This window comes from Serratia sp. Sp408 (assembly GCF_057180665.1).
Genome location: NZ_JBXUFT010000008.1, coordinates 1 through 16,033, shown reverse-complemented (window position 1 = coordinate 16,033; position 16,033 = coordinate 1). Strand labels below are relative to the sequence as shown.

Below are 16,033 nucleotides of genomic sequence, written 5' to 3'. Positions count from 1 at the left end.
CTGCGTTCCTTACAGCAGCGCTTCGGCCAGTTCAATACGTAACACCAGATTGCCATCCTGATAGTCCACGGCGGACTCGCGGGGGTAAAGATGCAAACCGAAGTACTCAATCGGGGTCACCTGTATCAGAGAGATCACTTCGACAATACGATGGCGAGCCTCTCGCGGGACATGCAATTCTGCAAAGCCGTGTTGGGTAATGGCGTGATGTAACTGTGCTAACCAGTCGCTCTCACTGATGCTGATGATACACGCCGTTTGTTGAAACAGTGAGCTTAGCAGCAGTCGTTCAGTCAGGTTGTTACCGGACTTAAAGGGGTTGTAATAGCTGAGAACCGACTGACGGATGGCATTACCTCGCTGCCAGAGCATTCCCTGAATTTTGCAAAAACGCTCAAAAACTTTAGTCACACTGGCGCCAGGTAGTTCTTGCGTCGCCTGGGTATGGGCAAAAATATTCATACCAATTTCGTATCCGGCTTTGTTTTCCAGGTCCCGCCATGCGATGAGATATGTCAGCATCTGCGCATCATGTGACGCCTGGCTGCCCGGGCGTAGGATCCGCGTGTGCAGCACTGACATAAAACTGTGACTGAGTGCAAATCCTTGCGCTTTCAGCAGAGTTCTGAGGTGGGCGTTGGCCTCACGGCGCTGCGAATGGTTGCTGGCCTTACGTATCGAGTTCAAGGCCTCTTGGAGTTCGTTGGAAGAGGGAAGTCGCGAAAGCATCTCGAACAGGTCGTAGTCGATCTGCTCGTAGTCGCTGGCGGCAAAACTACGCATAAACAGATTCAGCACGGAGACTGGATCCTGATGAAAAACGTCTTCCAGACGGGTAATGATGCCACAACCTCCGGGTTCTGACTCGGTCAGCCAGACGTCCAGTACCTCGTCGTTGAGTTCGGTATCCACCAGCAGACCGCGCTCATCGACATCCGGCAGTAACAGGTGGCTGGTTTGTTTGACCGCTCCGGCAAAGGTCGTTGTCAGCAGACACTGTAACCAGTTCTGGAAATCGAGATCATCACTGAGATCCTGAGTCAGGATCGCGCTGTGCTTGTCCACCATGTTAAGGATGTCGGTCTCTTTAAACAGGCTGCGCAAATGTTGCTGCAGTTCCTGGCTTTCGGCGTCGTCTTCACCATCCTCGCTATTTTCAAAGATATTCTCTGCCTGGAAGAGAGAGTCCGCGATATCAGCCAGTCTACGTTGGCCGTCCGGGGTTTTTAATTCCGCGATAGCGTCTGCCAGAGACGACTGCGTGACCAATTCTCGCGTAACCGCGGCTAGGAAGCACTCGTAGATCCAGTCAGCGGTGAACGTGTCATATTCGAAACGTGGTTCATGTTTGATTCGATGCTGGAAATAGAGAGTTCGTAGTGCGCGCTGAATGGCCGGGTCATGCCGGAGGCGTTGCAGTAGAGTGGGCGGAAGCGTAAATCTGAGCCGGACGCCATCCACCCACTGCCGCACGCCAACCCCGACAGGCTCGCCATTGTTGACCCACCTGAAGTTCACATGCGCCTGTTGCTTGGTCTTATTGCGTAACGAGGCCGTTGCGTGGGTGGCGTAACGCGTGACGTCGAGAGGTGTCATATTCTGGTGGGTAAAGAATGTCATGGAGCGGAGGATGTCCGTCCACGGGCCAGCAGGAATGGGGAGTTGATCGGCCTGAGCGTCAGGATTAAACCGGGTATGCCAGCACAGTTGCGAGTTGCTTTTCTCGGTGAGATTTTGCTCGAATTGCAGCGCGCGCGTAAGTACCTGCATCGGGCGAATGACCCTAATAGGGGGCTGACCTTCACACTCGATGACACACTCTGGCTGCCAAGTATTGCCGAAAGCCTGTTCAATTTCAAAATCCATATCTGAAACGCAGTTCATCGCCGGAACAAAGTTGTCCGGTATCAGCCAGTCAACTTCATTGTCGGAATAAACGGCATAGCGTTTAGAAATGCGCCCTGGCGCAAACTCTTTCAGGCCCTGAATGAAGGACAAATGTTCACTCTTCTTGAATTTCCGCTCTAAATGGATCTCCAATTCCGGAAGATTGAGTTCACTGAATAGCGCTGAAGGAATAAAGGCCGGAAGCGGGGAACGTCCCGTCGAACGGTCTGCCTCAGGCTGGCCCATCCGCGACCATTGGGTGGTGAGTTGTCTTTTTAATGTTGGCAGCAACTCCATCATGATCGAACGGGGAGGCGACCACAATACGCGTTGAAGTTGCTCGTCTGTGATGCGAAGCGCATAGAACAGATATTTCTCCAACTCCTGCTGCCAGGCATGTTGTTCGCTCACGGCAGTAATCAGGTGGAGCATGTGATCAAGATGGTCGAGAGACTCAAGCTTTGTCTGTGGTTTATTCAGCAATGACCAGATATTACTTCCGGGAATCTTCATGCTCAGCCAGTCAAGTGTTGCCATTGCTGCCTGCATTTTCTGGATATGAATGTTGCTCATCGGCAACGACTGCCCTTTTATCTCTGGATTAATGAGCTCTTCATAGCGTTGATAAACGATGCGGTCGCGGCCAAATTCGGACAGGACTGCGATCATCCACGGACGCATGGTTCTTGAACGACCGGCTCGCCCTTTACGCTGCAAATAGGAGGCGACGTTACGTGGTGCTTTATGCTGAATAACCATGCCAACGGAGGGATCATTAAAGCCCACCTCCAGAGATGCGGTTGCAATTACTACTTCCGCTCTAGGATCGACTCCGACGTCCTGACTGGACGTGCGGGCAACGATAGCCCGATCATTTTCGTCAAGTGGGTGACCAATATCCTGCGCGATACGCCAGTTCTGTCCTGCCAGAGTCAGCGCATGACTGTTTTGTGGTGTTTCCAAACGCTGAGCGGCCAGTGGTGGTTTTGCAACGTATAAGTTTTGACCGCGCGACCGCCAGCCTTCGGCGTCACACAATTGATGGTAAAGTCGGTTATTTATATCTAGATCGTCGGTGAAGACGAAGGTTTTTTGTCCCCATAACCCGCGCGATTTTTTCCTTTTCGTATCCAGAATACGTCGGGCTAGCATGCTAGTCTGGATAGTAGTAGACAGCAGGGCGGTTTGTGAAACCGGATCGCCGCGTAGCGCCAGTAGATATTCAGCCCCTTCATCTTCCATTTCGTGGATCTTCGGTTCGATAAGAGCCACATGTTTTTTATGCGCGCCTACCAGGTCGGCGAAGAAACGTTCTGCGTCACTCAGCGTTGCCGACAGCCCGACAAAATGGGGACGACTGCGTGCAAGTTGCATCCAGCGTCTCAGCAGATAGGCAGTCTGTGCACCAGTATTTCCTACATAGGTGTGTACTTCATCCAGCAGGACTACCGGTGGCGGCGTTATGCCGATGCCAACGCCAAATAGCTGATTAGCTTGATTATTACCGAGATGCTGATTGAGCATTTCGGTGGTGGTAAACAGGATGTCAGGTGGGTTTTTCATTAGCGAGACGCGGGTCAGGATAACTTCGTCACTGTCTACGCTATGATCGCAGTGGCTACAACGAAGAATCTCTCTTTTCGCTTTGATATCTTCTGCTTTCCAGTGCATTTGCCCTGGACATTTTGGCGTGGTGCAACGGAGTAAATCAAAGGACATATCCTTGTCTTTATCTTTTGTTGCGTATTGATGGCTGAACGGGGTGTCACCGAAAAAAGAGCCAATACGGATCTTGCGTCCTGCCAGTGCCAGGGCCTGACTGTCGAGCTCACGACATTTGCCCCAGGTTTCCATGAACTGATCTTTAAGCAGTTCTTTACGCGGATACAGTGCCAGCGTCCTGACTCGCAGTGCGTTGTCGCGCTGAATATCATTAAGAAGCGAAGTGAGTGCCGGGAGATAGAACGCCAGCGTTTTACCACTCCCCGTACCAGCACAGACAATAGTCCCGGTGGCTTCTTTCGCGTGAGCATGATGGCTATGAAAGTGCCAAGCGCGCAAAATACGTTCGGTTGAGCGTTCCTGAAAACCGGCAATAGAAAAGTTACCGATCAGTCGGGAAAGCGCCTGGCGTTTAATTTCGTTCATCCACGGGACGTCGGCCCATTTGTTCAGCACTGTTTGCGCCGGAAGTTCCCGTTTCGGATAGTTGCGTGGGCGACGGACGAAACGGTAGTCGGCGACCAGCGTTCGGGCTCGCTGAAGCGGTTGATCACGGAACCATTGACGCTGGTGTCGGAACAAGTGGACCGATTCCGCCATACGCGTGCGGTAGCGCGTCTCTCCTTTGCTGGTCGGGACGCTGAAGAGCATGGCTGTATTCTGCAACTCTTCCAGTAACGAATCGGCATCTTCGTAGGGCAGGTGCCGGGTAAAGAGTGAGATGATATCGGCATGGGTAAATGCGCCATCCGTATCCCCCCAGACCAGCAGTTCCGCTTCCCGCTCTTCGAGCAGGTCCAGCGCCTGGTGCAAGTGGGACAAATCAGCCGTAGACATAAATTATTTCCTTGTGATCACGAACTCATCCAGCATCTCTTCATCCCTTAACCACTCAAGCACTTCGGGCGTCAGGGCACTTAACGTCGGGCGGAGACTCTGCGGGCCATTAATGCTATTGAAAAATGCTTGCACCACGTCAGGCCAGTCTGTTTTCATCATGCCGCGCAGGGAATTTAGTTTTTCGGCTAGCGCTTTGATTTGGCCAATCTTTTCACCGCTTACTGGTTGGCACTGCGTTATGTTTTCGAAATCCTGACGTCGACGCTCATAGTCGGAGGCGATATCGTCAAGTTTGTTCGCATTTTTTTGGAAATTCAGTGTCTTGTCATCGACATGAACCTGCTGATGTAACTCTTCCAGCCATACATCCCAGGCATCTTTTAGTTCTTTGCTCAGGGCCTTGTGTAGGGTACCGAGTTGGCTGACACAATGGGTCAAGGAATCATTTTGGATAATGTCATAAGCGGTAGGTTCCTCTGACGCGACTGGCGTCTCATCTAGAGAGTTCTGTGGCGACTCTTTCTGATCTGCAAGGTTTTCTTCCTCGTCGGGATTGTTTACCGACTGGTTTTTCAGCCAGCGTCCCCACTGTAACTTGAGACTTTTGACGCTGTTCGCGGCGGCGATCAGTTCGCTCTGCTGCTCGTCATTCCAGGTAACTGCAATGCCCTGCGGGAGTTGTTGCTGGGCGGGATATTGCTGTTTAAGCAATGCAAACTTATCGGCAATGGTGTTAGTTTTGCTGTACACCAGATTACATTTATCGATGATTTGTGATGCCTTACCAGCCTGAACGCTAAGATCGAGTTCTTTTTGCATTTCAGCCAGTTGTTGGCGCAAGGTGGTCATTGATCGACTCCAGAGGCGATGATATCGCTCGCCAGTGTTTTCAGACGGTCATTCACTCTATTCAGAGCAAGAGTCAGTTGCTGTATATCCCCTTTAGCGTTCATCTGCTGGAGTGCGAATGCGATCTTAGGTTGTACCAGTTTCCATTGAGCAAGTACGCTGTTGATTCTTGAAACGTAGTCACCGTCAAGTTGACATATTTCTAACCACAGTCTCGCGCTATCTTTCTGTTTTTCAATGGAAAGTAATGAAGTTAATGTCGCCAGACTCTCCTCGGCGTCGGTTCTGAGGGCTTCAATTTCACCCAACATCCACGAAGATGGCTTGTACTGAGCGCTGCCGGTGGGGTAGTGCTCGGCCCGCACAGTTTCAATAAACGTCTGCCAGTCGTTCAACTGGCTGAGGAAATCGTCGCTATCTTTGATGTTGGCAAAGAGTTGAACATTTTCTAGCGTGCTAGCAAGTTCCTGTTTGACTGAGAGGGCTACACGTTCAATTTCTGCACCAAGCGGCTGTTTTGACAATGTTTTTAGTGCTGAGTAAATTACGTCGGCATCAAGTGCTCGACTACTGCTCACACCCGAACCCTGTTCAGTGATGGCAACCTGCTCAAGCCACGCTTTTCTGGCATCATCCCATCCTGAGAGCGCTTGCGCTCTGGCCTCAGCGACTCTGGAGTTAGCGTGTGGATGTAAGGTCTCCTCAATCCCTCTGAAACAGATTTCCGATGGGGAACTCACCGGTGTTCGACCTATATTTTTCCCTTCAGTTCTGCCAACGCCTTTCTGCGTAAGGCAGAGGGTGTTGACGATCTCTGCAGGTTCTTCTTTTCCGGTCACTAGTCCAAGCAGCAGAGCTTTTTGCAGATGTTTTTTCATTGCATCCAGTAAGTTACGTGCCCGGAAGTGGTTAATGGCACTTTCCGTAGCCTGCGGCACCCACCACTGGATGAAATTTTGATAGCGAGTGTAGTCTTCCTGTGCCTCAGGATAATTAAAGCCTTGCTCTAAGTTGGTGTAATGCTGGATACGTAGCAGGGCTACCGCGGCGTTATACACATCGACCCGTCGGGAAGTATCGGTTAGGTCTTGCTCAGAGTAAAAGCTTGTAATAATGCTTGAGGGGTCAGACGCCGCTTTTGGTAGAGAAATCAACGTAAAACGACCTTCTTTCAGTGGCGGTCGCGAAGACATACCGAACAACTCTGGCTGTGCATGCATTTCATAACAGGCATTCAGTGCAGCACGTAAATCACGGGCAACATCCTGCGGTAGAATAACGTTGTCATTTACCCATGCACGAACCGCCCTAATGAAGGGCAGTTCGGATTTTGTGGTGGGTTTTGCCTCTTCTTTTGGTTTGAGCACAGGAGCATCAAGCTTTTTACTTATCGTTGCGCTGTCTGTTTTGCTCGTTGTTTCGCGTGCGTTCTTCGCTACCTGTTCGGTCGTTGGGGCTTTGCCATTAAGTTGCGCTGCAAGTTCATCCAGGCCAAATGTACTCGCAACGCTGCTAGGCAATTTTTCACGTAGTTCATCGTAGGAATCAATACCGTATCCCCAGATAGCGGCAAGCGATACTGAACTGCCAACCCGGTTGACAACCATCTGTGAGATCTTGTCTTCGATCTCTGGATCGGCATGAATACCTGCGAGGTTTATCGGTGGAAATTGTGACTTGTCTAATTCAGTTCTACAATCTCGTAAAATATCTAATAGGATACGTTGAATTACTGTGCGAGGGTTGAAAACTAATTCCCCATTTTCACGACAGTGCTTATGTGCTAGTGCCAGGATAGCATTGCGGTTGAATGGAAAAAGCGGAAAGTTTTTCTTAGTAGAGTAACCAAAATCCTCCAGTGCAGCAGGGAACTCTTCGCTAGACCAGACGGGGGGCCAGTTGTCTGTGCCTTGTCCCGGAGTGCTCTTTAAATCGTTGGCCCCATAACGAGCAGTGTTCAAATATCGACCACAAAGGGATACTATAAGATCTTCGTTATTTTCTTTTTCAGTATTTTCAACAATCCACTCGTAACCAGCTCTCGTTATCAATGTTTCTTGGCGACGTTGATAACCTCGATATTTGTCGGTGACGGCGATAACAGAATGTATCGGACAAAGTGTTTGCACGCCGTCAGGTGCAGCTTCTTCAATCAGGCTATCTATCAGTATATCTTCAATAGCGGAAATGGCTGCCATATCTTCCACTAAGATCACAAGTCTGCGATCTTGTTTTAAAAATTCCTTGCGTATCTCCTGGAACAGTTCCTGAAAAGAACCACCATTAAAGGTGAAAAGTCGCGCGAAAAGAGATTTCTGTGCAGCGTCCATTGCTTCATTGAGGACTCGGGCTGCCCGGGCACGGGCGTCAACGTGATCAGGTTCGTGCAATTGTGAATGATTTAAATATTGGCGAGCTCGGGCTGATAGATCGTCCGGTTCAAAGATAAAATATAAATCTTCCGGCTGAAGATCATTTTTATCACATTCCTCTTCACTATCTTCTTGGTTGTCTCTCATGCGACTGGCACGTTTGAAAATACAGTGATTAGGATTCAACAGATTTAGTTTAAAGTTCGGATCTGTAATGAGGTCGCAGATGCCGTTTTGCACCTCCTCCATGACAGACTCCATATAAGCGAGGTGATCTGGAGGAATAGTTATACCTTGTTCTTCCAGTTCCTTACCTTCTTTCATGACAGACTCATTCATTTCCTGTAATTGATGAGACATCATTGTCAATAAAAGGTCTGCAAGGTCTTTTGCAGGATAGGCTTCTGATACTTCGTCAACACGTTTGCGTGCGCTGTCGAAAAACTCTCCTTCCAGATTGTCCATGATACGTAAAAGCACTTGACGCAAGCTGGCATTTTTAGGAATACGGACTATTTCCCACTTATCGCTTGTGCCATTTTTAGCGAGATGCATTTTTAAACGACAGTCTAGCCAGCGTACTAAATGGGATTTTCCCATTCCTGAGCGACCAATTAAGGGGATGGCACGCTCGGTGCGAAGTAATTGCTTAAACAGATCTTCATCATGCAACCTTTCCTGTTGGTTATTTACATCACGTCGAGTGAGTAGCATTGGCTCATGTACAGCTAACAGGACATGATCCTGCAACTCTTCGGCTTCATAGCGAATACATTGTTCAATATTTTCTCGAGTGGGCCAATACTCTAGGATACTCATGCACTCATCTCCCGCAGTGTTATCTGACTTATCCGACGACTTTTACCTTGTGGCAGTTGCAGCGATACTACATTTTCATCATCACTTCCGGTGTTGAGAATGATTTGCTTACTGGTTTCAAGCCGTTGCAGCGCAACGGATGTGCTGATGCAAATATTGTCGACATCCGGTGCGATCCAGTCTTTCTCCTTTTGCATCACAACATGAACGGAGTTTCTAAATTGACCTCCGTCCATCATCGGCATGACCTCCGCCATGTTTGCCATAAAAATTTTGGCGGGGAGGGTGCGCGTGTCGCCAAAGATTTCTGGCAGAAAACACTGAATGGCCCTGGTAGGGTCGGTAACATAATTGCCGTCCGGCAATAACTCGAGAAAACCGAGAAAACGGCCAAATTCTCGCACTAGCTTTTCGGTGTTGGTGTTGATGGTTTCACCGGGTAACCATTTATGCACTTTGTTAGTGATGATCGTCGGAGCGAGTGGTTCCAGGCCCCCGAGCGAATGTTGCTGAAGACTCAATAGGCAACTCAGCACCCTCCACAACGGTTCGCATTCATTTCCATTAGCAACGCCTTTTTCGCGACAAGCATCAATTGCGCAGTCAAGCAGGCGATACGTCAGTGGATGCGCATTCTCTTCAAGCGGTAACACCATTGCGTCGCGCATCGGCCATAGTCCCAGATTGCACCAGAAACTCAGGTTCTCTTTTAATTTCCCCCAAGCGTTGTCGTTAGCGGGGAGGTTGTCAGGACGATAGCGGGCGAGGAGCGAGTCTTGAGACAACGGTACCTGTGTACTTTGAAGAGCCCGTTCAATTAAAGGAAGCAGTATCAGGCCGCTTCCTGGGTTGGCGTTGTTAATTATTGACATGTTGTAGTTGCCTGATAAAAGTTTCCAGCGACAATGAATTACCTGCGCTTGCGCACCATGTTCGATGTGGATACTGAGGATCTGCGAGATGCTCAGGCGCAATAATAATTCGCTCAAAGCGTGTCACGGGTAGGTTCGGGAACGCGTTGGCCGTGTTAGGGATGATCACGATCTCTGGTCCATCAGATGTAGGCGATGTAATTTTCTGTGCGCTCCAGAAGTGCGAAAGCGAATCCATGTTCTTCTCTAATTGGAGGAACACTTGCCTGTCCGCACGAATAAATACATATTTGCCAGAGGTGACCAGAGACCGCAAAGTTACACGAAGTTCCGTTAACAACGAATGCAACTTCATGTTTTCGTTGTAATACACTTTCTTTTCGGCACCTACGAAGAGTGCTTTTTTCATTGGCTCGGAACGTAAAATTTGTACATCTGAGCCTACGGTGGGGGAAAATGCCCCTTTCCCTTTCTGGCGACATCCTGGGCATCCTCCACAGGTTAACTCGGGAGGATGGTTCTGATATTCATAGAATTTCTGCAGGATTTTACAAAGTGATTTGCTAGGATCTTCCAACCATGTTTCCATTACCGTAAAGGCTGCTCGGCGGTTATTCAACTCGGACTGGCGGATCTTCTCCACATGGGTGTTCCAGTGCGCTTCTAAATAATGAGCATCGTCACAGTGACGGATGTGGACTTGGTTATAGTAGCTTTCGAACCATTCACTTAGTTGCGTGTTGTCGTCATCCAGATTATCTCGAAGGGTGTCAGGAATTTTCGGATCAGCAAAGACCAGTTTGATGAGTCTGGCCCTTTGCATTAACAGCAATGTCCGACGGTTCCAGGCTTCATTTTTATCGCCTTGGTGATCAATATGAACGGGCTTGGTGTTTAGTGAAATCATGTAGTCAGCAATCGGGCTTTCCTTGCGATCATCAAACATCGCTTTCCAGCGAGCAAAGCCTTTTTCTACGCCGATCAGCGTCTCAACGGCCAGTGATTTTGCCGTTTTCATCTGCGCATTATGCCATACAAGGTGTACCTGGCAGGATCTACCGTCACGCCCGGCGCGCCCGCAGTCCTGGTAATAACGGTCGATACTTTCCGGAATGGCAGCATGTATGATGCTGCGAATATCCTTTTTATTCATCCCTACCCCAAAGGCAGAGGTGGCAACCATGATATCGAGTTGGTCATTTTTCCATTTTGAAATCAATTGTTTGCGATTGTTTGTGTCAATTTGTCCGTGGAATATGCCGGTTCGCCAGTAGCCTAATTCGTTCAGACGGACAGACCACATTTCTGCATCTGAGCGAGTAGTGCAATACAAAATTAGTGGGCGGGGTAAGGTCATCAGCAGCTGTTCGACCCGCTGACGATGCGTGTTTTCATTTACCTCATGGTGCACAAAATATTCCGGCTCTGGGCGTAGAAAATTAGCTGACACTTCAATCAGTTCGCTATTTTCATCATGGAACTGTTCGACCAGAATGTTCCGAGTGCTTTTGCTGTACGTCGCCGAAAGTAGCAGTGTACGAAAACGGCATTTTCCCTGGGCTTTCAGTGAGCGAATCATAGGGGCAATCAGCTGAAAGTCAGGGCGGAACTCCGCGCCCCATTGATCGATCAAATGCGCTTCGTCGATGACGATCGCGCCAATCATATTCAGTCTGGAAAGCTCAAACAGCAAAGGAACCAAAGAAGAGCGAACGGCTTCCGGGGAACAGAAGAGCACACGCTGTGTTCCCGCTTTGATTCTTTCCTTAATCGCCTGACGTGCGGGCTGATCTTGTCCTCCGACCCAAGCATAACTCCCACCATGATCCTGGTCGGCACCACGAAGCAGTTTTTGTATGTCGTCAGCCTGCTCAATAGCGAGAGCGACGGTAGGGACGATCGCCAGCGTGAGGGTGTTTGTCGGTGCGCTGAGCGCCTGGAGTTGGGTGAGAAGACTTTTACCGCAACTAGTAGGCAGATTCACCAGCAACGTACAGTTATCATCAGACGTCAGTAGCGTCCGAATAGCGGCCTGTTGACCGAATCCCTGATAATGAGTCAGCCAGGGCTCCTCGGGTAATAGGCGCTTCAGTGCGGGATCGGTATCTGGGCGCAGCAAGTTCCTGCGGATTTTACGCAGATAGGTGGCTCTGGTCAGCGCCAGGTCTGCTTCTTCAACCAGTTGAATTTGTTGCGTTGCAGGCGACTTTGTCATGCCCCAGTCAGGTGCCGGAACGTCGGTCAGTTCCGGCGGCAAGGGGAGCCACGGCTCGCTAATACCGCTCACATGAGCCACACGTAATGCATCGGCGTAGCCGGCAAAAATATCGCCATGCCCTGCCGAGGCATCAGTGATGATCTGAATCAGTCTGTTCAGAAACTGATTTTCGATGCCATCCTTAAATGTGACCCCTTGGTTAAAACAGGTGGTTAGTGCCTGTTGCAGGCGTGACCATTCTTCTTCCATCAGGCGATTTCCTCCAGTAGATTTTTGCTGCACACCACCACGGCTTTGACGGCCATTAACTGGAGTGCGGCCTGCTCACCGAGGGCGGTTTGTTGTTGTTCCCGGTCACTGGCATAGACACGTTCCACCATCTCTTTCCAGGAATTTGGTGAGATTAGCTCTTCAATTTCGTGCCAGAGTTTAGGGCGCAGATTCATATCTGCATAGAATTTCTGCGATGTTTCGTGGTTGGCATATTCGCCATTGAGAAGTTCCAGCACCTGCGGATTAGTCACTGGTTTACCTTCAGAGGAAAGCCAATGTTGCATGATGCGTGGGGGGGACAGTTCGTCTGCTGTGCGGCGTTGTGAGTAGGTATCCTGCGTCTGGTGATGGGTGACAAGCCAGGTCGACTGGAAGAAGTAGCTAGGTTCCTTCAGTTGCCCGGGGATCACACGCAGTATCGCCATAGAACTGCCTCGAGCATCTAAGTTTAATAGTTGCCAGATCGTATCGACAAATGGCTGCCCGTACCGCAATGGATAAACGGTTGTCCCGTCGATAGATGGAATGCGTTCAGCGCTCATCAGATGCGTTGACGGTGGGTTGCCTCCTTCTTTATCGAAGCTGAGCATGCAGGTGGTGAGAAAGGTTTTAAAATCAACCAGCGTCCCTGTATTGCGATCAGATAGTTCGAACTGAAACTTGATACCTTTTTCTGCGGTGCCGGTAGCGCGAAAACGCAACGCACGTGTGATCCAGTTGGTCAGCGCATTACATTGCGCTACCGCAAGATGATCGTCCGCGCTGATCTGTTGCGCAAAAATCGCTGCTTCGGCAATCTCGTCATCCATCGCAAGCAGCTTTTCCTGCATGTTAATTTTGTTCGTTTCACTGGCCAGAATGCCCTGTTCGCCAGGGCATTCGCTGGCAATACGTTCAAGGGCCACCAGCCCTTCTTGGTAGACACTTCGCCACGCATTTTCCAGATAATTATCGAGGACGAACTGGAGGCTGGCGATGGTATTATTAAATACGCCAATGCTATCTTTCAGAATGCTGGCCCATATATTGCGTAATCCACGGTCGGCGTGGTTTTTCAGGATCAGACTCTGAACGGGTTTTACACCTTTCAGGTTTGCACTGTACCTGTTCAGACGACCAAGGCGCTGTTCAATGCGACTACAAGAGCGCGGTAAACCGTAGTGAACGGCCAGTCGGAGACCTCCATGGAGATTCAGACCATCTTCGCCGCTTTTATCACAAATCAGGACCCGAATGTGGCTTCCGGGTTTCAGGTACTCCAAGGGGTGACCCGATTGATAACGCTCCTGCGGATACTCCAGCAAAAGCTCGAGCTTTATTGCTAGGTGCTGGGCTAGAGTCGGACGATCGCAGAAGACGATGGCTTTTCCTGTTGGATTCTTTTGCAGCCACTCATTCAGGGTGATAGCTAGCTTGTTATCAATGACCTGAAGTTCATTTTTTGCAGTGGAAACAATGTGTTCTAATAGATCTCGTTCTTCTTGAGTGCGTTCCAATTCCCCCAAATGCACTTTAGCGCGTTGCATGACGCAGAGTGGGCTTGACAGGAGATCGTCGATCCATAAGAGATACGAGTCTTCGTTCATTGCCCACTGCGTATTCTGTGGCAGTAAAGATAAGGAACGATACTCATCAATCAACTCGTCTAACGCTAACCCATCGCAATGCCAGTGGCACTCCACGGCTCCATTGAGCCCTGGAAACAGAAGGTTCAGGTTGAGGTTTTTCGTTTCATCGAAGCTGAGCGAAACCTGACGGCGGTTACGCAACATACGATGATGAATACGATAGTGTTCCCCTAGGTGTCGGCGGATATCTCGGATCCCTTCTTCACGCTCCGGGGTATTTGGTGAAAATGTCCCAATAAGCGGGATGAGTTGTTGGCAGAGCGTCATCAGAATCGTATCTTCCGGGAACTGCTGCTGTAGTGTTTCCAGATTACGGCGTAAGCTGATGTTCGAGACGGAAGGCACTAATCCCGAGAAGATCCCGCCGAGGTTTTCACGATTTTTTACCAATTCGGTAAAGTCTTGCAGATGGACTGCATCCACTTGGTAGGCTTCGGGATTAATACAGTGCAACATTGACAAGAAGTTCCTTTCGTGCCCATGCAAAGGTGTCCCGGTGAGTAACAGAACATAGTGGGCTTTCCAGCAACCCTTAGCGATCAGGTTGAAGTTATTACGTTCATCTTTGTCTCCTGACCACGGCCAGGTAGCAATCTGGTGGACCTCATCGACCACGATAAGTGAAGGTGACAATCCCCGTTCAATCAAGGTGCAGGCATCAAAATGGCTGCAAATCACGACGCCTTCTTTGGCCTCATCTTGTCGCAAACCCGCAAGGGCTGATGAGGCATCAATAATAAGTTGTTTCAGTTGAAAGCGTTCACTTAGTTCTTCCCGCCACTGGTTAACGAGCGGTGCTGGAACCGCAACAAGCATGCTGACGTGGCCAGTAGCTTCTAACGCGTGTTCACGGACGACCATGCCAGCTTCGATGGTTTTCCCCAGCCCAACCTCATCGGCCAGAATATATTTAGGATTTTTATCCTGAAGCACACGGCGCACTACCGCCAACTGGTGGGGTTCGAGTTCAACGGCACTACTGGAAATGGACGCCATCGCTCGGCAAGTTGCACGTTGCTGGATGTAAGTCTCAATAAAGGCCTGGCGGTGAGGGAAAAAGAACGGTGCATCATTAGCCTGGAAGGCAAGGAAATCAGCAGGGTTTACTGGGGTGTCAGGTGCTTTATTCAGAACAAAAATTTCATCAATTGGCAATGTCGTGCTGTCATCTTCTCGAAAGATGACGAGAAAATCCCCTTTTGGGCGCGAACCACCAAATCGGGCTCTAGCCCATCGTTGGCTTTGGGGGTCAAGACAATAAATCACCGTCTCTTCATGCGGGATCGTAGGGATGAGTTGTTCTAAAGAAACTTCTGTTTGCCGTGCGTAAGGTTGGGCCGGTGACTCAAAAAAAGCAACTATTGCATTGTTTGACTCAATATCACTGCTGATGACTTTTCCGATGCCTTCAAAATGCTCAGAAATAACCAGCGACCCTATAGGTAATATGCTCATCATCACAATCCTTGAAATTGTCTTCGCATGCATGGTTTGCACGAAAAATGGACAGTCATGGGGTGAGGTAAGCGGTTTCCATGTCTGAACGACATACATAGAGAAGCAAAAGTTCAGTCGATAGTGATAGGATACTGAGATAAATCCCATATTCAAGTGAAAAAAATCAAAGTTTTTAGTAAGTTCACAGATAACAAATTGATGTGATTAATTCACTTTGGGATGATTGATTTGTATAGAGAAAATCTCTTTTGCAACTGCTATTTTTTAGTGTTGACAGTATTAAGTTTGAGTTAAAGCAAGTTAAAGTGAATCGATGAGAACTAGATGGCTAATTTAATGCGATATATTAAATATTCTTGTTGCATTAGTTAAATATAACAATAAATTTTAATAAGGCTAGGTAGCCAATATAAATTTGGCTACCTGAGTAAATTATTATTCACCGCGATAAATGCAGCCTGCAGAGCACGTCTCTTTAACGACGACTGCGCTAAGGATTGAGAGTTGCGGCTTAATCTGATTCCAAATCCATTCAGCAAGCACTTCGCTGGTGGGATTCTCTAATCCAGGAATATCATTGAGATAGTAATGATCCAGGCGATCTAGCGTCGGCTTAAAAATGGCCTTGAGCTCAGCGAAATCAATAATCCATCCTGTGTGTTTATCAACTTCACCGGTAATCTCAAGGCGCACGACAAAAGAGTGTCCGTGTAAGCGACCGCATTTATGACCTTCCGGAACATTGGGAAGGCGGTGCGCGGCTTCAAAGGTGAAATCTTTGTATAACGTAGTTTTCATGATGACCTCATTTTTTTGTTATACAGTAACAATAAGAGCTAGAATTTCCTAGCATTTCTGAGTTAGCTCTTACTATTCTATTGATTGACAAAAACATTCCGGTTGAACTCAAACCGGGATGCTTTCGAGTGCGATCCTGCGTGCTGGCAGAGTATGCAACTAAAGTGCGGTGATCTTACCCAGCAATAGTGGACACGCGACTAAGTGAGTAAACTCTCAAGCAAGAGGTGACTCACATGACAAAACCAGCATCAACCACTAAAAAGCCACGCAAGCAACATACACCTGAATTCCGCG

7 protein-coding genes are annotated in these 16,033 nt (G+C 48.9%); all 7 read right to left on the bottom strand.

The window, feature by feature from the left end:
- Positions 1–9: 9 nt before the first annotated feature.
- Positions 10–4,446 carry a protein DpdJ gene (gene dpdJ, locus AC2AXP_RS19195; protein ID WP_484381876.1) on the bottom strand — a complete coding sequence of 1,479 codons (4,437 nt, stop codon included), beginning with the start codon at positions 4,444–4,446 and terminating at the stop codon, positions 10–12.
- Positions 4,447–4,449: 3 nt separating this feature from the next.
- A complete protein-coding gene (locus AC2AXP_RS19190) occupies positions 4,450–5,298 on the bottom strand; it encodes a hypothetical protein (protein ID WP_484381875.1) in 849 nt (282 codons plus the stop codon).
- Entirely contained in the window at positions 5,295–8,489 is a 3,195-nt protein-coding gene (gene dpdH, locus AC2AXP_RS19185; RefSeq protein ID WP_484381874.1) for a protein DpdH, read from the bottom strand. The genes AC2AXP_RS19190 and dpdH overlap by 4 nt, the downstream gene beginning before the upstream one ends.
- Complete coding sequence (dpdG, locus tag AC2AXP_RS19180) at positions 8,486–9,361, bottom strand: protein DpdG (RefSeq protein WP_182089961.1); 876 nt, start codon at positions 9,359–9,361, stop codon at positions 8,486–8,488. Before dpdG ends, dpdH begins: the two co-directional genes overlap by 4 nt.
- Entirely contained in the window at positions 9,348–11,828 is a 2,481-nt protein-coding gene (gene dpdF / locus AC2AXP_RS19175) for a protein DpdF (protein ID WP_484381873.1), read from the bottom strand. Before dpdF ends, dpdG begins: the two co-directional genes overlap by 14 nt.
- Positions 11,828–14,938 carry a protein DpdE gene (gene dpdE, locus AC2AXP_RS19170; RefSeq protein ID WP_484381872.1) on the bottom strand — a complete coding sequence of 1,037 codons (3,111 nt, stop codon included), beginning with the start codon at positions 14,936–14,938 and terminating at the stop codon, positions 11,828–11,830. Before dpdE ends, dpdF begins: the two co-directional genes overlap by 1 nt.
- 435 nt (positions 14,939–15,373) lie before the next feature.
- On the bottom strand, positions 15,374–15,736 hold the full coding sequence (gene queD, locus AC2AXP_RS19165; protein WP_130099509.1) for a 6-carboxytetrahydropterin synthase QueD: 363 nt from the start codon (positions 15,734–15,736) through the stop codon (positions 15,374–15,376).
- Positions 15,737–16,033: the final 297 nt, after the last annotated feature.